Below are 22,578 nucleotides of genomic sequence, written 5' to 3'. Positions count from 1 at the left end.
AAGGGAGCAGGTAAACACAACTGCTCGTTGAGGCTTACCGCGCAGTGACGCGAAGCACCTTACCATCCGAGCTGTCAGTCAACAGGTAAATTGCACCATCGGGGCCTGTGCGAATGTCTCTAAAACGCGCCCCCACCTCTTTGAACAATACTTCTTCCTCAGAAGCTTTGTTGCCTTTTAACATTACCCGACTCACTTGCTGGGCCTTGAGTGCACCCACCAACAAGTTGCCTTTCCACTGTGGGAACATGTCGCCGTCGTAGACGGTGATGCCGGAGGGCGCGATGGACGGCACCCAGTAGATTGCGGGTTGCTGGGTACCCTCGTATTCTTTGTAGGGCGAAATTTGGGCGCCGGTGTAATCGATACCGTAGGTGGCTTTGGGCCAGCCGTAATTGGTACCCGGAGTAATTACGTTCACTTCGTCACCACCACGCGGGCCGTGCTCGTGGGCGATCAATCGTTTGTTGACGGCATCGTAGGCCAAGCCCTGAACATTGCGATGACCATAGCTGTAAATTTCAGGCTTGGCACCTTGCTGCCCTACGAACGGATTGTCTTTGGGCACAGAGCCGTCGGCATTGAGCCGAACAATTTTCCCGAGGTGATTCGATAAATTCTGCGCCTCCTCGCGGTAGCTGTAACCATCACCCAGCGTCACGATCAAGGTATTGTCGGGCAGCCATGCCATGCGCCCACCGTAGTGGGCACTGCCTGATTTTGCCATTTGGGAACGGAAAATTTCTTTGACATTCGCAAGACTATTTTCACCAAACTTGGCACTGGCGACACAAAGATGGTTTGCACTGCGAGTGCCGCAAGCATAACTGAGAAAAATTTGCTGGCTTTGCGCAAAATCGTGGGCAGGCAAAACATCAAACAAACCCGCCTGACCTCCATAAAACACTTTCGGTACACCCGTGATTGGGGTGTTGACCAATTTGCCATCGGCCGCTACCAAGCGCAGCTGGCCAGGCTTTTCAGTGATCAGCGCGCGGCCGTCTGGCAAAAAGGCCATGGACCAAGGGCTATCCAGGCCATTGGCGAAAGTCTCGATCCTGTAAGGTTTGCCAGATTGAGCCTGAGCCTGTTCGGGTGGCAGCGCAACACCGGCAATGAGTAAGGCGAGAATTGCTGGACTGGCCGACAGTTTGCGAGAAGACCATTTAGCGAACAAGGCACCCGACACGGCTGCAGCTGCGAGCATGGAGAACATGCCGCCAGCGGTGCGGGTGGATGAAATAAGTATTGGCATTGGTGCAATCATGTCGACCACTTTGAAAGTTACCCACAGGCCCAGGACAGCACCGAAAACACACCAAAAGGTACGCCATGCAGTGCCGGTGAAACGCGTAAACAGCAATGCGACGGCCTGAGATACCGCAAAACTGCACCCGAAAATGACTGCATAAACCGGCGAGAAGTTCCCGAGATCGTGCACAGTGGTGTAAAACCGCGTGCCCAATGGAATGGCCACGCCCAACCCTTGAAGCGCCTGTAAATTGACTTGAGATTGCACCAAGGTACCCAGCAGGGATCCCACCAGCCACACCAAGAGCCAAACCAGAAAAACCGAAAACCGTTTATTTGCGTGATTCATGAAAGCATGCCCAAGGCGACCGGCGCGTACCCAGCCTGATTCGTTGATAGAAATAATTTCACAGAATTATTGTGGTTGTCGCCCATATGAAATGGACTGGACCACTCCCCCGCGAAAGCGAACAGTGGCAATCAGATTCCCCTGCCCCCTGTCGTACACCCACAGTTCGACTGGCAGGCAAGGCACCACCGATTGCGCAAACGGAGAGGGAACAGGTTGCAGGGTACCGGGAAAATAAACCGGATCACAAAAAGTATCTTTCAAAGCCGGCTGCCCGCATTTGTAGAGCACGGACACTCTGCTGTCGCCTTCATAGGCACTGCCCTGTGAACACCGCAAAGACTCTGCTTTGACTGGCGAAACCAGGAAAAACAGAACAAACATTCCGACTGTGTGCAGTGCATGTTTCATGGTTCAACTGTCTCCTTCGTGATTTCGACAGCTCAGAAAAAACGAAAGTTCAGTGAACACGCAAATCAGCCCTGAACGTTTAACCGTAAACCGCGACCACTTGATAACCCAGCGAGGCCAGTTGACCATCGGGAGTCCACAGCTTGGCGCTTTGATTCACGTAGCCGTCGGAGCCGGCTTTGGTTTCCATGTCGATTTGAAACCAGCCCTCACTGTCAATATTGGCAGGAATGGGCGGCAACTCAAGTGACCAACTCACTGAGCTGGCCATGACAGGGCCTTTAAAGTGACTTAGGCAGGGCGTGGGTGGACCATCACTGAGCATCACAATCAGCACTTCAGGGCTCAGATTTTTGTCGGTGGCACGAATGTAAATGCCGCTTTCCCAAAACGGATTACCCATGTAAGGAATGCTGCCCAAGGCCCAGCGCATTTCAACATGCTGCAAAAAGTTGGGTGTAATTTTTGGAATAAAGGGCAAGGCGGGAACATCGCCGACCGCTTTGGGCAAGGGTTGGTGCTTCGGGGTTAATACCGGGAGCGCGGTTTCACGCGGAGCACCGAATACACCCACCACCAAACCAGCCAGTGTTTCATCGCTGTAAATTTCGCATTGCACTTGACTGACACTTTTGCCTTGCCGAAGCAAACGCGTGCGGTACACCACATCACCAGCGGGCACGGGGCCCACAAAATTGGTTTGCAATGCACGCAAAGGCATGTCGATGCCCAAGGTGTCGCGCATGGCGACTACAGCAAGGGCTGACAAAAACCCACCGAACATGGTGCGGCCTTGCATCCAGTCCTCTGTGGCGGTGAACGTGACTGTGTCACCGCTCAGGCGGCGGCTGGACAGAATTTCGGAAAGTGCAACGGTCATGCTGAGCCTTTGGTGCGGATTGGATTAGTTTTCGAACTGCTTGAAATTTGGCGCGCGTTTTTCGCCAAAGGCCTTGAACGCTTCTTGCGCCGGGGCTTGCGGAATCATGCTCATGAACAAATGCCCTTCTTCGGCCATTTTCTCTGAAATTGCTGATTTGTTCACAGACTTCATCAGACGCTTGGTGGTCAGCAAACTGGTGAGTGGCAGGTCGAGCAGCTTTTTCACTTGCGCTTGCACGTGTGCATCCAGAGTTTCTGGTTCAAGCACGTCGGAAACAATGCCGGTGTCATAAGCTTTCAAGGCGGTGAAGATATCGCCCAGCAACAGCAGCTCGGCCGCTTTTTGATAGCCGGCGGAAATGGGTAACAACAGGCTGGACGCTGCTTCCGGGCACAAGCCCAATTTCACAAAGGGCATGGAAAACTTCGCTGTGCTTGCCGCGTACACCAAATCACAATGCAACAGCACAGTGGTGCCAATGCCGATCGCCAAACCTTGAACCTGCGCGACCACGGGCTTGGGGAATACGGAAATCATGCGCAGAAAACGAAACACCGGTGCGTCGAGATCGGTGGGTGGGTTGTTCAGAAAATCGCCCAGGTCGTTGCCCGCAGAAAAACAGCCTTCATGGCCTTTGAGCAACACCACTTTCACGCCACTGCTGTGCGTGGCATCACGAAATGCATCCGCCAGCGCGGTGTACATGGCGTTGGTGAAAGAGTTCTTGCGTTCTGGCCGATTGATGGTGATGGTCATCAAGCCATTGCTGGTTTCTGTTTGAATATCCACTGCCGTATTCCCTGTCTGTTTTTGTTGTTAGAACTAAAAAAAACGGGTGAAGGTTTGCACCCACACCCGCTTTTATTCGCGCCGAAATTACACGCGTTCGAAGATGCCTGCTGCACCCATGCCGGTGCCGATACACATGGTTACCATACCGTATTTCAGGTTGTGGCGACGCAGTGCATGCACCACGGTGGCTGCACGAATTGCACCAGTTGCACCCAGCGGGTGACCCAAGGCGATTGCGCCGCCCATGGGGTTCACTTTTGCGGGGTCGAGCTCCAGGTCTTTCATTACAGCCAGCGATTGCGCAGCAAACGCCTCGTTCAATTCAAACCAGTCGATGTCGCTGGTTTTCAAACCTGCGGTTTTCAACACGGCGGGAATCGCTTCCTTGGGGCCGATGCCCATAATTTCTGGAGGCACACCGCGCACCGCAAAGCCGCGCCACTTGGCCAAGGGGGTCAGGTTGTAGCGCTTCACAGCTTCTTCAGAAGCCAAAATAAGTGCGCCCGCGCCGTCGCTCATTTGCGAGCTGTTGCCAGCGGTCACAGAACCTTTTGCAGCAAACACCGGGCGAAGCTTGGTGAGGCCTTCAATGGATGAATCGGCACGGGGACCTTCGTCCAGCTTCACTTCTTTGGTGCTGGTCTTGATTTCACCAGAACCCAAATCAGGTGTGGCTTTAACCACGGTGAATGGTGTGATTTCATCGTTGAACTCGCCAGCCTGTTGAGCGGCGATTGCTTTTTTGTGGCTGTTCAAGGCGAATTCGTCTTGTGCATCGCGGCTGATGCCCCACTGCTGCGCTACTTTTTCAGCAGTCATGCCCATGCCGTAGGCAATACCCAGGTTTTCGTCTTTCTGGAAAATTGCGTTGTTAAAGCTGGGCTTGTTGCCGCTCATGGGTACCATGCTCATGCTTTCAGCACCAGCGGCAATCATGACTTCGGCTTCGCCCATGGCGATTGCATTGGCGGCCATTGAAACCGCGGTAATGCCCGATGCACAGAAGCGGTTGATGGTCACGCCGCCCACGGTGTTGGGCAGACCTGCCAGCAACACAGCGATACGGGCCATGTTCATGCCCTGCTCGCCTTCGGGGAATGCACAACCCACGATTGCATCATTAATGGATGCGGGGTCGAGCGTTGGCACCTGGGCCATGGCGCTGGCAATGGCGTGCACCAGCAGGTCATCGGGGCGAGTGTCTTTGAACACGCCACGCGGGGCCTTGCCGATTGGGGTACGCGTTGCAGCGACGATGTAAACATCTTTACAAGTTTGAGCCATGTTTGCTCTCCTTAATTAGTTACGCACTGGCTTGCCGGTTTGCAGCATGCCCATGATTCGTTCTTGTGTCTTGGGGTTGTCGAGCAACTTCACGAAGTGCTTGCGTTCCAGGTTCAGGAACCATTCTTCATCCACCAAGGAGCCTGTTTCAATTTCGCCACCGCACACCACTTCGGCAATCACACAGCCCAAGTGGAAGTCGTAAGCAGAGATGAAACCACCGTCGCGCATGTTGACCAGCTGCGCCTTGATCGTGGCGTAGCCTGATTTGCCTGCGGCTGGCACACCCTTGATTTTGTGGGGTGGGCGATAGCCGCCGTCGAACATGGCGCGTGCGCGTGAAATGGCGACATACAACAGTTCATGGCTGTTGAAAACGATTGTGTCAGATTCCTTGATGAAGCCCAGGTCGCGACATTCCATGGCCGATGTGCCCACCTTGGCGGTTGCAGCGGTCATGAAGCCGTCTTTCAGGAAAGCCAATACATCGGCTGAACCCGCTTTTTGAGCTGCCAAGCCGGCGTTGACAGCGATTTCTTTCAAGCCACCGCCGCCGGGGATCAGGCCTACGCCCACTTCCACCAGGCCCATGTAGCTTTCCAGGTTGGCCACACGTGCAGCACAGTGAATTGCAAATTCGCAACCACCACCCAAAGCCAAGCCAGTTACAGCGGCCACAGTGGGAACCTGTGCGTATTTCAGCGCCGCAGTGCCTTTCTGGAATTCAGCCACCATGGGTTCGATGGCCTTGCCACCGCCCTGCATGAATGCGGGCAACATGGCTTGCAGGTCAGCACCTGCGGAGAAGGGCTCATCCGGGCTCCACAACACCAAACCCTTGTAGCTTTTCTCGGCCAAGGCAATGGCTTCGTGGGTGCCAGTGATTACATCGGGGCCAATCGCGTGCATTTTCGTTTTGATGGACAAGATCAACACGTCATCATGACCAGGTGCAGTCCAAATGCGAACCGCGTCGTTTTCTTTGATCGTGGTGCCACCGTTGTGACCCGTCACGGTTGTTTCGCCCAACACTTTGGCGCGGAAAATTTGACGCTTGTACACCGGCAAATCTTTGCGGGGCACGAATGAATTGGTGGCTGGGCTGAATGCGCCGGCGGTGCTGTAAACACCACCGTTGTCGGCCACGGGGCCTTCAAAAACCCAGGCGGGCAGCGGTGCATTGCACAGTGCTTCGCCTGCATCAATATCGGCCTTGACCCATTCTGCAACCTGCTTCCAGCCTGCGGCTTGCCATGTCTCGAATGGACCTTCCGTCCAGCCGTATCCCCAACGCAGTGAGAAGTCGACTTCACGTGCTGTGTCTGCAATTTCATTCAGGTGGAATGCGATGTAATGGAAGGCGTCGCGGAAAATTGCCCACAGGAATTTGGCTTGTGGGTGCTCGGAAGCGCGCAGTGCGGCCATGCGTTCGGCCACATTGCGGTTCTTCAAAATCTTCAGCACTGCTTCGTCGGCCTTGCCTTCAGAAGGCACATAGCCGCTGGTGTTGGCATCGAACACCATGATCTGCTTGCCTTCTTTCTTGAAGAAGCCACCTTTGGTTTTCTGGCCGAGCGCGCCTTTTTCAACCAGGGTTTTCAACACGGCAGGTGTTGCATAGCTGGGTGCAAACGGGTCGTTGGGCAATGTGTTTTGCATGGTTGCAATCACATGGCCCATGGTGTCGAGACCCACCACGTCGGCGGTGCGGAATGTGGCTGATTTTGCACGGCCCAGTTTGGAACCGGTCAGTTGATCAACGATGTCGAATGGAATGCCGTACTTCTGCGCTTCAGCCATGGTCGCCAACATGCCAGCCACGCCCACACGGTTGGCCACAAAGTTGGGTGTGTCCTTCGCTGTGATAATGCCTTTGCCCAAGGTGGTGGTCAGGAAAGTTTCCAGGTTGTCCAGAATGTCCTGACGTGTGGTGCTCAATGGAATGAGTTCGCACAGGTGCATGTAGCGGGGTGGGTTGAAGAAGTGAACGCCACAGAAGCGGGCTTTCAAATCTGCATCAAAACCTTCGCTCAGCTTGGAAATGCTCAGGCCAGAGGTATTGGTCGCAAAAATTGCAGTGGCGTTGATGTGCGGCGCCACTTTTTTGTACAGGTCGTGTTTCCAGTCCATGCGTTCGGCGATGGCTTCGATCACCAAATCGCAACCCTGCAACAACTCAAGGTGCTCTTCGTAGTTGGCGGCTTGCACGTATTGCGCAACATCTTTCGCGCCAAAAGGTGCGGGCTTCAGTTTGGTCAGGTTCAAAATGGCTTTGTCGACGATGCCATTCTTGGGGCCTTCCTTGGCGGGCAGATCAAACAGCACCACGGGCACTTTGGCATTGGCACAGTGGGCTGCAATTTGTGCACCCATCACGCCAGCGCCGAGCACGGCGACTTTGCGAACGATGAAATTGGACACGCGTGTCTCCTTCGAGTTAATTGGTTTGAACGCCCGCGGCCATTTGCAGGCCGCGGGGTACTACGGGACAGGTTTCTTAGAACAGGTCAGCTTCCATTTCCATCAGGCTGCTGGAACCGGCACGCGCCTTGCGAATCAACATGGCGGTTTCGGGCAACATTTTCTGGAAGTAGAAACGGGCTGTGTGCAGTTTGGCGGTGTAGAACTTGTCGCCACCGGACTGTTTTTCCAAGGCGATTTTTGCCGCTTTCGCAAAGAAGTAGGCGTAGAACAGGTGACCTACAACACGCAGATAATCCACGGCAGCAGCACCCACTTCATCGGGGTTTTGCATGGCCTTACCGCCAATTTCCATGGTCAGTTTGCTGACCTTGTCGCCCAGGTCGGCCAAGGGTTCAATGAACTCTTTCATGGCTGGGTTATTGGCTTCCGCTTCGCACAAGGCGCGCACCATTTTGCCGAACTTCATCAACTTGGCACCACCGTCGCCCAGCACTTTGCGACCTAGCAGGTCGAGTGACTGAATGGTGTTGGTGCCTTCGTAAATCATGTTGATGCGGCTGTCGCGAACATACTGCTCCATGCCCCACTCGGCAATGTAGCCATGGCCGCCATACACTTGCATGCAGTGTGAAGTGGCTTCCCAGGCGTTGTCGGTGATGAAGGCTTTCACGATTGGCGTGGCCAGGGCAACCATTTCAGAAGCTTCCTTGCGTACGGCCTCATCGGGGTGGCTCAGTTCTTTGTCCAGCTCCAGCGCAGTCCACATGCACAGTGCGCGGCCACCTTCGGCGTAGGCACGGGTGGTCAGCAACATTTTGCGTACATCGGGGTGAACCAGAATGGAATCTGCAGGCTTGTCTGCAGACTTGGGGCCGGTTAATGAACGGCCTTGAATACGGTCTTTGGCGTACACCACAGCGTTTTGATAGGCCACTTCGGTCAGGCCGAGGGACTGCATGCCCACGCCCAAACGGGCCGCGTTCATCATCACGAACATGGCGGCCAAACCACGATGGGGTTGGCCAATCAGCCAGCCTGTTGCACCGTCCAGGTTCATCTGGCAAGTGGCGTTGCCGTGAATGCCCATTTTGTGTTCAATCGCGCCACAGAAAATCGGGTTGCGCTCACCAATTGAACCGTCTGCATTCGGAATGAATTTGGGTACCAGGAACAGCGAAATGCCTTTGGTGCCAACGGGCGCATCGGGCAGACGTGCCAACACCAGGTGAATGATGTTTTCAGCCATGTCGTGTTCACCAGAGCTGATAAAAATTTTCGCGCCGGTAATTTTGTAGCTGCCATCGGCCTGGGGCTCGGCCTTGCTGCGCAACATGCCCAGGTCGGTGCCGCAATGGGGTTCGGTCAGGCACATGGTGCCGGTCCACTCGCCGCTGGTCAGTTTGGGCAAGTACAGGTCTTTCTGTTCCTGGCTGCCGTGCTCGTGCAGACAATCATAGGCGCCGTGCGTCAGGCCGGGGTACATGGTCCAGGCTTGGTTGGCGCTGTTCATCATTTCGTAGAACGCCTGGTTCACAGTGACTGGCAAGCCCTGGCCACCGTAGTTGGGGTCGCAGCTTAGCGAGGCCCAGCCGGCTTCCACGAACTGCTGATAGGCCTCTTTGAAGCCTGTTGGGGTTTTCAGGGAATGGTCAGCCTTGTTCAAGGTACAACCTTCAGAGTCGCCCACGGCGTTCAGGGGTTGCAGCACTTCCGCACAGAACTTGCCGCCTTCTTCGATGATCTGGTTCACCGTGTCGGCGTCAATTTCTTCAAACGCGGGAATGGCTTTGAAAGTGGCTTCTGCGTTAAGCATTTCGTGCAAAACGAATTGCATGTCGCGGATTGGGGGCGTGTATTGGCTCATTTAAGGTCTCCTGGTACTACTGGCTCAGAATTTCTGACTGGGTTTGCTGGTAATGCTGAATCATGCGTTCGAAGCCTTGACTGGCTCGCTTCACAGACAAGGCGTCGCCCATCAGGCGACCTTGCTGGTGCGCTGCCAGAATCAGGCCAACCATCTCGAAAACGAGTTGATCCGCATGGGCCTGATTGGCTGGTAAATGATTTTCTTCGATGGCCTGTGCCGTGGCACGGTGCATTTCTTTTTGCCAGTCGCGATGCATTTTCACCAGGACATCGCGAACCGCCCCTGGCCTGTCGTCGTATTCTGTCGCGCCTGAAATGTAGATGCAACCACTGTCGATTTCCTTGCCGATTCGGTCAAGCCAGCGCATGAAAATTGCACGCAAGCGCGGCAATCCACGGGGCTCTTTCAGGCAGGGAAACAACACGGCGTTGATGAATTGGGTCTCGTACTCTTGCAGTACGGCAATTTGAAGTTCTTCACGCGAGCCAAAGTGGGCAAACACACCACTTTTGCTCATGGCCATTTTTTCTGCAATAGAGCCAATGGTTAAACCCTCGAGTCCCTGTGTGGACGCGATTTCGAGCGCCGCCTCAACAATGGCGGCTCGGGTTTGTTCACCTTTGCGCATATAGAAAATAGACCGAACGTTCGTTTTTTTATGAGTGTACGCTATTTCTTCAGGAAAAAGGGAATGGGCCAGGTTAGAGAATTTACTCTAGGGTAATACAAACGCGATTTTATTGTTCAAATAATTTGAATAAACAGTGCAAAAACCCCTGCTCGATTTAGTCCGCTTGGGCGCGCATGATTCACCCATCGATTCAGTGAATCGCCAACCCACTACGGAGAATTGAAATGACTACAGCAAACACAACACACGCAGGTACCAATGTGCTGGACAACGCCTTGAATACCTCAGCCCCCACCATCGCCCTGATTGGCCGGGTTCTATTGGCCGCCATGTTTGTTCTGGCTGGATTCGACAAGATTGGGGGATTTGAAGGCACGGCCGGGTACATCGGTTCTGTGGGTCTGCCTTTTCCAGAAGTACTTACTATGCTGACCATTGCGGTTGAAATTGGCGCGGGGCTGGCCTTGATCGTCGGCTTCCAGGTAAGAATTGCAGCGTTGCTGCTGGCTGGCTTCACCTTGGCGGCCTCGGTGCTGTTTCACAACTACTGGGCCATGCCTGCTGAACAAGCCTATGTGCAGCAACTGATGTTCATGAAAAATATCAGTGTGGCGGGTGGCCTGCTGATGATTGTGGCCTTGGGCGGCGGCGCGCTGGGTTTGAACAAAGGCAAGTAAAGTTTCAGACCACTGGAAATACTGCTTCACCGGCCTGGGGATTCACTGAATACCCGCCGGTGAAAGCACCAAATGAAGGCAAGATGAGCTGGTCTGTTTTCAGGTAGAAGCATGGCAACCGGGCTCGGCTTCTACCCTTGCCGTTTAACACCACCACGGGGTGCTCATGCCCGGCCAATACCAAAGCGCTGGGCACTGTTTGCGGGTGATGGCACAAAGCAAAACCACCCAACATGAAAGGCTCTTCGACCACGGCAATGTTCAAACTTACAGGTGGATCGCCCGCCTTGCTGTCGTGGTTGCCTCGAATCAAGGTCATTTGAATATTGCTGTGCTGCTGGCGCCATTGCTGCAACTTTTCCAGTAACTCTGCGTTGTGCGCTGCCTTGGCGTGCAGCAAATCGCCCAGAAAATAAACCGAAAGCGGTTTGAATTCTGCAATGCATCCTGAAAGCTTATCCAGGTTCTCCTGCGTAGTGCCGGCCGGCACAGGCACACCAAGGCTTCGAAATGTTGCTGCCTTGCCCAAGTGAATATCAGCAACAAACATGGCTTGATGCGCTGGCGAAAACACCACTTTGTGGTGCGACAGCTGAAGCGCACCAAAAGGTGTTTCAATTGAATGAGTCGAATAATTTGCTGACAACAAATGCACGGTGAAAATAACCTGAGTCGTAGTTTTTAATCTTTTAGGCCTGAGCAGCTTTCTCCAACTCAGCCACCATGCGCGCCACCCGGTCACTTAGTTTTTCAGTACTGACAGTTTCGCGCAATCGCTCAATCAGCAGTGGAAACGCAAAGGGTGTGGGGCGATCAATCAATTTAAAAGCCAGCGTTTTGCACTGAATTGCACGAAGAGCAGACTCCATCCGCTTCAAATCAAGTTCTTGTTCAAGCGCCTCACGCTGGGCCTGATCGAGCAACAAGTTTTGTTGATCGTGCTTTTTGAACACCTCAAAAAACAAGCCGCTGGAGGCTTGTAATTGCTTCGCACTTTTTCCGGCCCCGGGGTAGCCCTGAAAAACCAGTCCAGCAATTCTCGCAATTTCTCGAAAACGTCGCTGGGCAAGTTCGGAAGCATTCAAACAGGCCAGCACATCTTCAAAAAGATGGTCTGTTGAAAACAAAGGGGCCTGGGCAAGGTCGCCCGCTACCCATTCATGCCAGTTCACAGGCTCGGCGCTCAACAACTCAAACCCATAATCATTCATGGCAATGGAAAACGTGCCTGGTTTATTGCGCGAAGCGCGCCACGCCAGAAGGCTGGCCAAGCCAATGTGCACTGTGCGTCCCTCAAATGGATATACAAACAGATGGTGACCTTCTTTGCTGTGCATCTCTTCGATCAGCAGATTGCCCGTGTTGGGCAAAGCACTCCAGCGCATTTGCAAAGCCAGCAAACTTTCCAGCGCGTGCAATTCCGGCAAGGCGATCTTTTTTCCAGAAGAAATGGACTGGTGTGCCAACTCCAGCATTTGCAGCGATGCATGGGCAAGTTCGCTGCTCAAGGGCATTTTACCGCCCTGCCACTGCGGCACCGTGGCCTTTTTGCGATTGGCTTTGCGCACATAGGCGGTCATGTCACGCACCTTCACCAATTCAAGCACACGGCCTGCGAAACTAAAACAATCGCCGGTTTTCAGGCGTGCAATAAACCCCTCCTCAATGGTACCAAGGCGACCACCAGTCATCCACGCCACGTGCATGGCCGCATCGGAGACAATGGTGCCCACCGACATGGCATGCCTGCGCGCAATATCACGCCGCGGCACTCGGTAAATGCCTTCTTCATCAGCGGCCACCCTTTGATAGTCCGGATAGGCAGCCAGGCTTTCACCACCCTTTTCTACAAATATCAAAGCCCAATCGAACTGGGTACGACTCAAATTTTCATAGGCAATCGTGGTGCGAACTTCAGCAAACAATTCATCAGGCTTGAATCCCGTGCCCATGGCCACGGTAACCAAGTGCTGCACCAACACGTCCAGCGGTGCCTGCGGGCTAAAGCGCGATTCGATCTGTTTTAGTTGAGCCGCATGGCGGGCCGCGGCGGCCTCAACAAGCTCAAGTGCATGGGTGGGTACCACGGTAATTCGGGAGGGTCTGCCGGGTGCGTGGCCAGAACGGCCTGCACGTTGAAGCAGACGGGCAACACCTTTGGGCGAACCAATTTGAATTACGCGTTCTACGGGCAAAAAATCGACACCCAAATCAAGTGACGAGGTGCACACCACCGCCTTCAAACTGCCGCTTTTCAAACCCTGTTCAACCCAGTCGCGCACGGTTTTGTCCAGCGAGCCATGGTGTAAAGCCAGTAAACCGGCGTAGTCGGGCCGAGCTTCGAGCAAAGCCTGATACCAAATTTCGGCTTGGGAACGCGTATTGGTGAAGACCAGGGTAGATGCAGACTGGTCAATTTCGCGCGCCACAAACTCAAGCTGATTCAGGCCCAAATGCCCACCCCATGGAAAACGCTCAAAGGTGTCTGGAATCAGGCTATCGATCATCAACTGTTTGGGTAACTTGCCTTGAACCAAAGTGGACTTGCTGTGGTTTTTCACTGGGTGCAACAGCACATCCATGGCCACCTGCAAATTACCCAAGGTGGCACTTAAACCCCACACCTGCAAGCCGGGGTTAATACGCGCCAGGCGCGCGATGGCCAGCTGCAGTTGCACGCCACGTTTGTTACCGATCAGCTCGTGCCATTCATCAACGACCAACACTTGCAGCTTGCTTAAATTGGGTTGGCTACTGGCGCGTGTGAACATCAGGGTCAGGCTTTCAGGCGTCGTGACCAATGCAAAAGGTGGTTTGCGCAAAATGGCCGCTCGCGCAGCTGAATCGGTGTCACCGGTTTGCAGGGCCACGTCGCAATCGCCCGCCAATGCGGAAAGCGATTTTTGCAAAGCCTTGGTGCTGTCTGCAGCCAAGGCACGCATGGGCGTTATCCACATGACACGTGTTGCTGCGCCCCGCGGCGCTGGAGTCTGCGCCAGTCTTAACAAGGCACCCAGCCACACTGCCAGGGTTTTACCTGCACCGGTAGTGGCATGCAGTAAACCACTGTGCCCTTTCTGGAAGGCATTCCACACCTGGAGCTGATAATCAAAAGGCTCCCAGCCTTGTGCATGGAACCAGGCCTTCACGCGCTCAAGGTTCAGTTCTCGCAACGGTGGCATGGTCAATTCAGCATTGTTGGCCACTGCGCTGCTGGATTGAATTTCCGACTGAATCAAGGCTTGCTGACTTGCTTTTTCTCCAGCTTTCTTCTTGCGACGCAAGGCCTTGAGTTGGGTGCCCACATTGGGACCGGGTGGAATGCCTCGAAATTCAGACATGGTGTACTGCAAAGTTAAATCGATGTTCGATTGTGCCATGCTGCCTACGCGATAAGATACGCGGGTTGAGAAGTGGTCTGCAATTTGAATAATTCAAACGATCGTTTGATTTATTGCAAGTGGCTTTGTTATGATGGACCTCCCAATACCATCGACAAGTGACCATGAGCATGCCAACCCCAAACACCATCAAAATCGGCGGCGCCTGCGGCTTTTGGGGCGACAGTAGCCAGGGTACCGAGCAACTGCTGAAGGTCCCGGGGATTCAATACATCACCTACGATTACCTCGCCGAGCTTACTTTGGCCATTATGGCTGGCATGCGCATGAAAAACCCGGAGCATGGTTATGCACTGGACTTCATTGATCTGATGAAGAAGGCCTTGCCCGTGGCCAAATCCAAAGGCATCAGGATTATTGCGAATGCCGGCGGACTCAACCCCGCAGGCTGTGCGGCGGCCTTGCAGCAAGCCATGACGGAAGCGGGTCACACGATTCGGATTGGTGTGGTCAGCGGAGATGATGCGACTGGCACACTGGGCCAGCTGCGCAAAGATGGCGTTGAGTTGAGAGACCAACATTCGAATCAGGCAGCACCGCCGTTTTTTCTCACAGCCAATGCCTACCTGGGTGCGTTTCCAATTGCTGCAGCGCTGGATGCGGGTGCTGACATTGTGATTACCGGCCGTGTGGTCGACAGCGCGATGGTGTTGGGCGCACTGGTGCATGAATTCAAGTGGCAAACCACTGACTTGAACCCGCTTGCCCAAGGGAGCCTGGCCGGCCACATCGTAGAGTGCGGAGCCCAAGCCACCGGCGGACTTTTCACAGACTGGCAACAAGTGCCCGACTGGGCCAACATTGGTTACCCGATTGTTGAAGTTTCTGCCGATGGCAGCTTTGAATTAAGCAAACCAGAAGGCACTGGTGGCTTGGTGAACAAAGCCGTAGCCACAGAGCAATTGCTTTACGAAATTCATGATCCGGCCAACTATGCGCTGCCCGATGTGGTGTGCGATTTCACCACAGTGAACATTGAAGAAACCGGTTCAAACCGGGTACGGATTTATGGAGCCACTGGCAAAGCCCCCAGCGACTTGTACAAAGTATGCGCTACTTATCCCGAAGGATTTCGGTGCATTGGCATGCTGTCGATCGTGGGGTTTGATGCACATGCCAAGGCAAGGCGTACAGGCGAAGCCATTCTGGAACGCACGCGCGCCATGTTCAAGCGCCAGGGTTTGGCAGACTACACGCGCACGTCCATCGAAATTATTGGCAGCGAAACCGATTTGGGCCCGCATGCCCAAGTGCAGTTGGGCCACGAGGCCATGATGCGCATCGCAATTACACACAGCGACAAGAAGGCCGCTGCAATTTTCTCCCGCGAAATTGCGCCAGCTGGTACCAGCTATGCACCAGGCACGAGCGGAAACTTTGGCATGGGACGCCCCAATGTAACGCCCCTGGTGAAGATGTTCAGCTGCTTTGTGCCCAAACACATGCAAACCGCTGTGGTTCAAGTAGGCGGCGAGCCTGTTCAATACCTGGAGCCGGAACACCCCAAAGCACGCGTTGAAACGCACCCGATTACTGAAAGGTCATTTGAAAAAGTCACAGTGCCCCGCGAGCTATTGGGCAAACCCTTGATTGAAATCGCACACGGTCGCAGCGGCGACAAAGGCGACACCAGCAACGTGGGTATTGTGGCCCGAAAGCCTGAATATTGGGCTTTGCTGCAGCATTTGCTGCGCCCCGAGAATGTAAAAAACTACCTGGCGCATTTGGTGAAAGGCGAGATTCACACTTTCGAGCTACCTCAAGTTCAAGCTTTTAATCTCGTTATGAAAGAAGCGCTGGACGGCGGAGGAATGACCTCGATGAGAAATGATCCACTGGGTAAAGGCATGGCCCAAGTGCTGCTAAACATGAAAATAACCGAATAATCTTCACCTGTTTGAAGGGGTACACCACGTTGGGCGGACCCCCTAGCTAGTTATCTTTTTCCTACACGGTGTCTCCGTTAGTGAAAGTGTGAGGCGAGATCCAGAGAGCGCCTACTACACCCAACACACAGGAGAACACCATGCAAGTCAAACAGATCGCAATCGTTGCAGCTATCGCTTCCTCTTTCGCAATGCCCATGACAGCTCAGGCTTCTGACATTGCTACCTTGAATGGCTGGGGCGCTTTGTTCGCTGCTGCACATTCAGGTCAGCAAGCGTCTGCTCAAGGTCAGGCACAAGGCGAAATCAAGGTAAGCCTGTTTCAGCGCCAGCAACCACCAGCAGCCCAGCCTGCCCCAGAAGCAGCTCCACAACCAACACCCGTGGCTGAACCAGCACCCACCAACGAACCTGCACCTACTGCTGAAGCCCCGGAGATGGAACAACCCGAAGCTGGCGACCAAACCGCTGCGACCGGTGACAACGTGGGTGAGTCGGCCGAAGCTGGCCAGGACAACGCAGGCCAAGCCATGGCAAGTGCCAATGCCAGCTTGAGCGCCACAGTTAATTTGAGCGGCGAGCAGTTGGGCCAGGTACTTAACACCGTTGACGGCGTGTATCAAACAGCAGGTACTGTGGTTGAAGGTGTGACTGGTGGTGTATTGGGCACCGTGCAAAACGTGGCCAACATGACCTCTGGTGCAAACCTGGCCGCAGACATGGCAAGCACAGGTTCACTGGACATTACAGGCTTGGCCACTGCCAACCTGGCCGGCAATTTGAGCGCAACAGCCAGCATGATGAATGCCGGTCAGTTGGGTGCCATTACCGCCATGACCTCAAGCCTGATTCAGAACGTGATTGCTTCACGCCCAGCGTCACTGACAGGCTTGTTGCGTTAATCGCAAGCCCTGCAATAAAAAAGCCCTTGCTGCTTAAACGCAAGCAAGGGCTTTTTCTCATTGGCAAACTTCAGGCGTGTTGAGACAGAAAAAAGGCAACCACTTTGTCAGAAAGCGTATCCAGATTGTCGCCTTTCTTGGGCTTGTACCAAGTCACCATGAAGTTCATGGCACCCAACACCATCAAGCGCGCAAACTTGGTGTCCCCACCCAGAAAACCCGCATTGTGCAAACCATTGACCGCATTTTGCCAAATTGCATCATATTCATCTTTGGTGGCAATCAGTCTGCGTTGATGTACCTCGTCCAGGCAACGCCAGTTGTAAAGCATCACTGGAATGAAGTCGTTTCCGTCTTCAAGAATGATGCTGAGGTGCACTTTCACCAAAGCGCGAAACTGCACATCTGCCGGTAAATTGGGTTTGACAACAGCGCGCGTTTTCTCAAGCCCCTGGCGCAAGCCTTCCTCAACCACCGCCACCAGAATGTCTTGCTTGCTGGCAAAATGATAAAAAGGGCTGCCACATTGCATGCCCACTGCATTGGCAATCGCCCGCATGCTGGCGCCATCGTAACCCTTGTCACGAAAAAGCTTGGCGGCTGCGCGAACAATGTCGCCACGCCTTCCATCATCATGTTTTTGTTCTTTCAGTACTCTAGCCACAACCCAGTCCTTTTTTTATGTTGTCAGGTCCAGCACCATCCACTGGTGGGGAATACCCACCTCCATGTGGGCATCTCCACACGGCGCAAAACCATGTCGACTGTAAAATTCGATCGCCTGCTGTTGCGCACTCAAGCGCACGCGCGGCAAATTTTTTTCTTTGGCAACCGCCAGCAATGCCATCAACATGGCACTGCCGATTCCCCGGCTTCTGAATTCGGGGAGCACGGCCATTCTGCCAATTTTTCCTTCGGGCAACAGCCTGGCGGTTCCCACTGACCTATCGCCTAGCCAGGCCAGCACATGTGTTGAAACCGAATCGTGTTCATCCCATTCTTCGGATTCATCAATACCCTGTTCTTCGACAAAAACAGAACGGCGAATGGAACTGGCCCACTCGCCGTTGATCAACCAACTGGAACAGTCAATCCGAATCAACGAATCGATCAGCCCAATGCAGCGAATTCAGCGTCAACTGCTTCCAGCATTTCCTGGGTAATCAAACCACCGGAAAAATTGGCAACAACGGCCAAGGGGAAACCTTTGCCCATACCAATTTGTGGATGTGTGGAAATGCCGGGCATGTGTTTTTCCAAAATCGCTGCGGTCTCTGGGTTGTCCAGCAAATCGCCCAGTTTGGATTGGGTAGAAAAAGCCATGTAAATCGTCTCCTAGAATTTTAAATGAACCCACAATTCAAACAAACGCTTGAATTATTTCCTCATTCTAGACCAAGAATCGATCAGCTGTAACGCTTTTTCAATGCTGCCACTGCATCAGTGTAAATCTTGTCGAGATCCTTGGGATCCGAGATGGAAATTTGAAGATTTCGCACAATGCCGTCTTTCAGGCTATACAACCAGCCATGCACCGTGAGGTCTTGTCCGCGCTCCCAAGCATCCTCAATCAAGGTGCTTTCGCACAAGTGTTTTACTTGCTCAATCACATTCAGTTCGCAGAGTTGGTCATGGCACTTTTGCTCCAAGGCTGCGTCGCAGGTTACCAGCCCGTGCCTGCGTGCCAACTGGTGAATGGGGCGAACCCAAGCGTCTGCCAAACCCACCCTGTCGCCTCGCATGGCCATGCGCACGCCAGAACAGCCATAGTGACCACACACAATAATGTGTTTCACCTTCAAAAACTCGACAGCGAACTGGGTGGCTGACTGGCCATTCAAGTCGCCATGAAACACCTGGTTCGCCACGTTGCGGTGTACAAACACCTCGCCGGGTTGCAAATTCACAATGGTGTTGGCGGGTACGCGACTGTCAGAGCAACCAATCCAGAAGTACTCCGGAGATTGCTGATTCTCCAGGCGTTTGAAAAACTCAGGGTCTTTGTCCACTTGAGCAGCGGCCCAAGTTTGGTTGGCATCAAGAAGGTGTGAAAGGTCTTTGGACACGTTGTTCGCCTGTTGGAATCAAGACCTGCATTTTACTGCAGCGCAGCATGCTTTAACATTGGGGGGAGCCCGAGGTGACACTTTTGCGTCACCCCGTTGTTGGCAGAAAATGAAGAGCAGGTTTTACTCGACCTGTGACACGTAGCTGACCGACAGAACATCGTCGGGGCTGGCTGTGCTGCGGCCTTTGGTATAACCAAACTGCAAGGCAGACGTCGTGTCCAGTGCGTAGACGGCTGAAATTGCCCGCTCCTTGCGCTTCTCGGTGCCGGCCAGCAGTTCATCGCGCTGGGAGGTGGTCAGGTTAATGAACAAAGAATCGCCCAAGGGGAAATTCACACCCACGGTGCTGTAATTGCCGTTGAGCAAGGGCAGTTCAGGTGTGTCGCCATAGTACTGGCGCCCCAACACGGCAGTCAGGCCAAAACCATTATTGAAACGGTAAGCAAGGTCGGTCTGAATACCATAGTCGGTTTTGCCGGTTCCAAGCCCCCGGTCTTCATTGCCGCTGGCAATTTTCACCAAGCCAGTTGCCGACATGGCAAAGCCCTTGGTTTGAATGCCGCCGATAATGTCGGTGGTATACGTGGCCACCATATCACCAAGGCCCTGCTCACTGCGCCGTGCCGGTCCATTGGTACCAGTCACAGTGCCAGCCACCAGAGTACCTGGGCCTTCCAGTGAAATGTAAGGTACAAACAAGGAGGCGCGGTACCCCTCGCCCACCAGGGTTGCACCCAGGGTGAAAGACCTGGCCTTGATTTCCTGTGCTTGACCAAACTTGCCCGACAAACTGTCGAAGCTGTAAGTCATCAACAAGCCCGGAGGGGCTGCGATTGCTGCTGTGCTGGCTGCTGTCAAAGTGCAGGCCAATGCGAGTCGAATAAAAGATTGCCCCATTAACTGTCTCCTTTTTTTGAAACAGTATAGGGGCAAAAGCACAGCTGCTGGAATACTTCAAAAGGTGGTTGGGAAAGTACCTACAAAATTCAGGTATTACATGGCATTGCTTGCATTGTCAGCTTTGCGTTTGTTGTAACGGTCCTTCATTTTCTCTTTCCATTCCGCGCGAATCACTTTGGCCTTCTCACGCTGCTCGGGTGTCAGTACTTTGTAGATCTCGTGCTGGGTGCGCAGCATGCTCAATTTGGTGGCACGCTCCTGTTCCTGTTGCTGGGCAATCAGGCGCTCCGCTTTGGCGGCATCAAAAGTGTCTTGCTCCACAATCGACTTCATTTCTTCGCGGTGTGCACGGCGATCGCTCATGGCTGTTTTCATCTCGGTCCTTTGCTTGTCCATAATCTGTTTCACCTGCGCCTGTTGCGCCTCGGTCAAATCAAGCTGTTTCAACATGCCCATGCCACCATGCTTGTGATGGTGACGCATTTCCGAATGCTGCTTTTTGCCACCTTCCTCGTGATGACCTGCGTACGCACTCATGGGAATCGCCATGGCCATTGCAGTGACAGCAATCATTTTCTGGATGGTCAGTCTGGATACATTCATTTGTCTACTCCTTGTGTAATCGACAACTGCATTGTGCAAAACCGGCTTGTAAACGAGGATGTAGGCTGTGTAAAGATGGGTAAAGCGATTGCAAACAATTGCGCATCAACCCAAGGCGCCTAGTAATATTGAAGCCATGACGAAAATACTTCACATCGACGACGACATTGAACTGGGCGAAATGCTGTGCGAATACTTGCGCGGCGAGGGCTTTGAGGCAGAGCATTGCGCCAACCCAATCGAAGGTTTGAAAAAACTGGCGGACGAGCAATACCAGTTGGTGGTGCTCGATGTCATGATGCCGCAGCAAAGCGGGCTTGAAACCCTGAAGCAGATTCGCTTGAAGTACAACACCCCCGTGCTGATGCTGACTGCGCGGGGAGACAACATTGACCGCATTGTGGGCCTTGAACTGGGTGCTGACGATTACGTACCCAAACCCTGTCTGCCTCGCGAAATCGTGGCCCGTGTCCGCGCCATTCTGCGGCGTGCCAGTGACTCCAACAGCGCACCCAAACAGGCACTTCAACTGGGTCCACTTGAAGTACAACCGGCCAAGCGAAAGGTGCTGTTGCACGGCACCGAAGTGGAATTGACCAGTGCCGAGTTCAACCTTCTGGAGGTGTTGGCCAGCCATGCAGGCCAGGTAGTGAGCAAAGCGGCACTGAGTGAACAGGGTTTGGGACGTCCGCTGGAGCGCTTTGACCGCAGCATTGATGTGCACTTGAGTAGCCTGCGCAACAAGCTGAACCTGAACAGCGACGAACTGCCGCTGACCCTGCACACCATACGCGGTCAGGGCTATCAGCTCAGCCTCGATTAACCGGGGCGAGGCACATGGGCAAGCTGTTCTGGAAATTCTTCTTCGGTTTTTGGCTGTGCCTCATTGCAGCAGCGGTAGCCACGGGCACTGCGCTTTACCTGATGCGGGAAAAGCCAGCCAGCAGCGATATTGCTGAAGGCCCGCGTGCGCAATTCATGCTGGAAACCATTCAGGAAGTACTCGAAGGCAAAGGGCCCGATGCCTTGCGTCATTTGCTGGACCGAAACCGCCAGCGAACCGGCAACGCCATCCCGGTGTTTGCCGTGTCGAGTGAAGGCCAGGAAATTTTAAGCCGTGAAGTACCCGAGAACATTCAGCAAAGAATCTCAGCACTGTTCACCAACAACGAACCAACCGAACAAGGTATTTTGAGGGTGACAGCGCAGGATCAATCGGAATGGATTCTTTTCATTCCACGCAATCGCCGACATGCAGAACCCTCAAACCAGGACGGTGCCAACACGGTTGAATCTGAATCCTCTCAAGCCGACAAACGCAAACAACGTGAAGCCCTGGAGCCTCCGCTTCCACCTGTACCGGGTGCCGGGCTATTTGCTGCCTTTTTGGCCAGCCTGTTGTTTGCAGGCGTGCTCGCCTATACGTTCAGCAGACCACTGAACACCTTGAAAAATGCGTTTCGAGAAGCAGGCAAAGGGCGGCTGGGTGTGCGTATTTCAAATAGCCACACACCCGGCAAAAAACGCAGCGATGAAATTGGTGAATTACTCAGCGGCTTCGACCACATGGCCGAAGAAATTGAAACCCGCATTGAGCAACAAAAAGCCCTGCTGCATGATGTGTCGCATGAACTACGCTCGCCATTGGCACGCCTGAACCTGGCCGTAGGCTTGGCCCGGCAAAACCCGGCACAACTGGACACAAGCTTGAGCCGCATTGAAACCGAGGCAGAGAGACTGGACAACCTGATTGGGCAACTGTTGAATTTGTCCCGACTGGACTCCAAGCAAACCCCGGAAAACAACCGCGAGCACAATGTGATTGAATTGCTGCTGGCCGTGGTGGACGATGCACAATTTGAAGCCGAGCAACAAGACAAACAAGTAACTTTCAACAGCCCGGTAAAACAATGGCATTTGAACTGCGATGCGGAAAGCCTTCAAGGTGCATTCGACAATATTATTCGCAACGCGATCAAGCACACACCCGTCAGCACCACTGTGAGCATTGATTGTTCTATCCAGGGAAAAAAGCTGCGCATTCAAATCAGGGATCAAGGCCCGGGTGTACCCGCCGCATTGTTGCCCAAGCTGTTCACACCATTTTTCAAACACGGTGAACACTCGGGCCATGGCCTGGGTTTGGCCATTGCAAAAAAATCGATTCAGCGTGCCAACGGAGAGCTCAGCGCATGCAACTTTGCACCGCACGGTTTGCTGGTGACCATTGAATTACCCGGCACCTGAA

Annotated in this window: 21 protein-coding genes; 5 read left to right on the top strand and 16 right to left on the bottom strand. The window is 53.7% G+C overall.

All coding sequences use genetic code 11. The annotated features are described in order from the left end of the window. Nucleotides 1-34: 34 nt before the first annotated feature. The 8 genes from LMED105_RS06660 to LMED105_RS06625 form a co-directional block, all read right to left on the bottom strand. Complete coding sequence (locus LMED105_RS06660; RefSeq protein ID WP_083797121.1) at nucleotides 35-1,600, bottom strand: PQQ-dependent sugar dehydrogenase; 1,566 nt, start codon at nucleotides 1,598-1,600, stop codon at nucleotides 35-37. 66 nt (nucleotides 1,601-1,666) lie between these two features. After that, entirely contained in the window at nucleotides 1,667-2,011 is a 345-nt protein-coding gene (locus tag LMED105_RS06655) for a DUF2845 domain-containing protein (RefSeq protein WP_008249553.1), read from the bottom strand. A gap of 79 nt (nucleotides 2,012-2,090) precedes the next feature. Beyond that, nucleotides 2,091-2,891 (bottom strand): acyl-CoA thioesterase II, encoded by an 801-nt coding sequence (locus LMED105_RS06650; protein WP_008249550.1) that lies wholly within the window; start codon nucleotides 2,889-2,891, stop codon nucleotides 2,091-2,093. A gap of 24 nt (nucleotides 2,892-2,915) precedes the next feature. Continuing rightward, the gene (locus LMED105_RS06645) at nucleotides 2,916-3,683 is read right to left on the bottom strand and encodes an enoyl-CoA hydratase (RefSeq protein ID WP_008249548.1); all 768 of its coding nucleotides are present in this window, start codon (nucleotides 3,681-3,683) and stop codon (nucleotides 2,916-2,918) included. A gap of 87 nt (nucleotides 3,684-3,770) precedes the next feature. Beyond that, nucleotides 3,771-4,970 carry an acetyl-CoA C-acyltransferase gene (locus LMED105_RS06640; RefSeq protein ID WP_008249546.1) on the bottom strand — a complete coding sequence of 400 codons (1,200 nt, stop codon included), beginning with the start codon at nucleotides 4,968-4,970 and terminating at the stop codon, nucleotides 3,771-3,773. A 15-nt stretch (nucleotides 4,971-4,985) separates the two neighbouring features. Then, nucleotides 4,986-7,391: a 3-hydroxyacyl-CoA dehydrogenase/enoyl-CoA hydratase family protein gene (locus tag LMED105_RS06635; protein ID WP_008249545.1), complete on the bottom strand. Its 2,406-nt coding sequence runs from the start codon at nucleotides 7,389-7,391 to the stop codon at nucleotides 4,986-4,988. Nucleotides 7,392-7,467: 76 nt separating this feature from the next. Further along, nucleotides 7,468-9,258 carry an acyl-CoA dehydrogenase C-terminal domain-containing protein gene (locus LMED105_RS06630; RefSeq protein WP_008249538.1) on the bottom strand — a complete coding sequence of 597 codons (1,791 nt, stop codon included), beginning with the start codon at nucleotides 9,256-9,258 and terminating at the stop codon, nucleotides 7,468-7,470. A 16-nt stretch (nucleotides 9,259-9,274) separates the two neighbouring features. Next, a complete protein-coding gene (locus LMED105_RS06625) occupies nucleotides 9,275-9,889 on the bottom strand; it encodes a TetR/AcrR family transcriptional regulator (protein ID WP_008249535.1) in 615 nt (204 codons plus the stop codon). 227 nt (nucleotides 9,890-10,116) lie between these two features. On the opposite strand from LMED105_RS06625, the gene LMED105_RS06620 reads away from it, so the two are divergent. Next, nucleotides 10,117-10,569 carry a DoxX family protein gene (locus LMED105_RS06620; RefSeq protein WP_008249533.1) on the top strand — a complete coding sequence of 151 codons (453 nt, stop codon included), beginning with the start codon at nucleotides 10,117-10,119 and terminating at the stop codon, nucleotides 10,567-10,569. A gap of 4 nt (nucleotides 10,570-10,573) precedes the next feature. Here LMED105_RS06620 and pdeM read toward each other — a convergent pair whose 3' ends face one another. Further along, entirely contained in the window at nucleotides 10,574-11,224 is a 651-nt protein-coding gene (gene pdeM, locus LMED105_RS06615) for a ligase-associated DNA damage response endonuclease PdeM (protein WP_008249532.1), read from the bottom strand. Nucleotides 11,225-11,258: 34 nt separating this feature from the next. Continuing rightward, nucleotides 11,259-13,910 carry a ligase-associated DNA damage response DEXH box helicase gene (locus LMED105_RS06610; protein WP_156799578.1) on the bottom strand — a complete coding sequence of 884 codons (2,652 nt, stop codon included), beginning with the start codon at nucleotides 13,908-13,910 and terminating at the stop codon, nucleotides 11,259-11,261. Nucleotides 13,911-14,074: 164 nt separating this feature from the next. Here LMED105_RS06610 and LMED105_RS06605 point away from each other — a divergent pair, with 164 nt between their 5' ends. Together LMED105_RS06605 and LMED105_RS06600 are read left to right on the top strand one after the other, a co-directional pair. Further along, nucleotides 14,075-15,856 (top strand): acyclic terpene utilization AtuA family protein, encoded by a 1,782-nt coding sequence (locus tag LMED105_RS06605; RefSeq protein ID WP_008249530.1) that lies wholly within the window; start codon nucleotides 14,075-14,077, stop codon nucleotides 15,854-15,856. 140 nt (nucleotides 15,857-15,996) lie between these two features. Beyond that, complete coding sequence (locus LMED105_RS06600) at nucleotides 15,997-16,758, top strand: hypothetical protein (RefSeq protein ID WP_156799577.1); 762 nt, start codon at nucleotides 15,997-15,999, stop codon at nucleotides 16,756-16,758. 70 nt (nucleotides 16,759-16,828) lie between these two features. On the opposite strand, the gene LMED105_RS06595 is transcribed toward LMED105_RS06600, so the two are convergent. The 6 genes from LMED105_RS06595 to LMED105_RS06570 form a co-directional block, all read right to left on the bottom strand. After that, nucleotides 16,829-17,422, bottom strand: coding sequence for a TetR/AcrR family transcriptional regulator (locus LMED105_RS06595; protein ID WP_008249528.1), 594 nt, complete (start codon nucleotides 17,420-17,422; stop codon nucleotides 16,829-16,831). A 15-nt stretch (nucleotides 17,423-17,437) separates the two neighbouring features. Further along, nucleotides 17,438-17,860 carry a GNAT family N-acetyltransferase gene (locus tag LMED105_RS06590; protein WP_008249527.1) on the bottom strand — a complete coding sequence of 141 codons (423 nt, stop codon included), beginning with the start codon at nucleotides 17,858-17,860 and terminating at the stop codon, nucleotides 17,438-17,440. A gap of 8 nt (nucleotides 17,861-17,868) precedes the next feature. Then, nucleotides 17,869-18,081 (bottom strand): hypothetical protein, encoded by a 213-nt coding sequence (locus LMED105_RS06585; RefSeq protein WP_008249526.1) that lies wholly within the window; start codon nucleotides 18,079-18,081, stop codon nucleotides 17,869-17,871. Nucleotides 18,082-18,164: 83 nt separating this feature from the next. Beyond that, complete coding sequence (locus LMED105_RS06580) at nucleotides 18,165-18,824, bottom strand: carbonic anhydrase (RefSeq protein ID WP_008249525.1); 660 nt, start codon at nucleotides 18,822-18,824, stop codon at nucleotides 18,165-18,167. A 123-nt stretch (nucleotides 18,825-18,947) separates the two neighbouring features. Beyond that, entirely contained in the window at nucleotides 18,948-19,724 is a 777-nt protein-coding gene (locus LMED105_RS06575) for a hypothetical protein (RefSeq protein ID WP_008249524.1), read from the bottom strand. 96 nt (nucleotides 19,725-19,820) lie between these two features. Next, a complete protein-coding gene (locus LMED105_RS06570) occupies nucleotides 19,821-20,330 on the bottom strand; it encodes a Spy/CpxP family protein refolding chaperone (protein ID WP_008249523.1) in 510 nt (169 codons plus the stop codon). Nucleotides 20,331-20,466: 136 nt separating this feature from the next. On the opposite strand from LMED105_RS06570, the gene LMED105_RS06565 reads away from it, so the two are divergent. Then, nucleotides 20,467-21,153: a response regulator transcription factor gene (locus tag LMED105_RS06565; RefSeq protein ID WP_008249521.1), complete on the top strand. Its 687-nt coding sequence runs from the start codon at nucleotides 20,467-20,469 to the stop codon at nucleotides 21,151-21,153. A 14-nt stretch (nucleotides 21,154-21,167) separates the two neighbouring features. Further along, complete coding sequence (locus LMED105_RS16225) at nucleotides 21,168-22,577, top strand: ATP-binding protein (RefSeq protein WP_008249519.1); 1,410 nt, start codon at nucleotides 21,168-21,170, stop codon at nucleotides 22,575-22,577. The last annotated feature ends 1 nt before the right edge of the window (nucleotide 22,578 follow it).

It is taken from the genome of Limnobacter sp. MED105 (assembly GCF_000170915.1).
In the GTDB taxonomy this organism is placed as follows: Bacteria; Pseudomonadota; Gammaproteobacteria; order Burkholderiales; family Burkholderiaceae_B; genus Limnobacter.
Note: the sequence above shows the minus strand (reverse complement) of the source record. Positions and strands in the feature narration are given on the sequence as shown.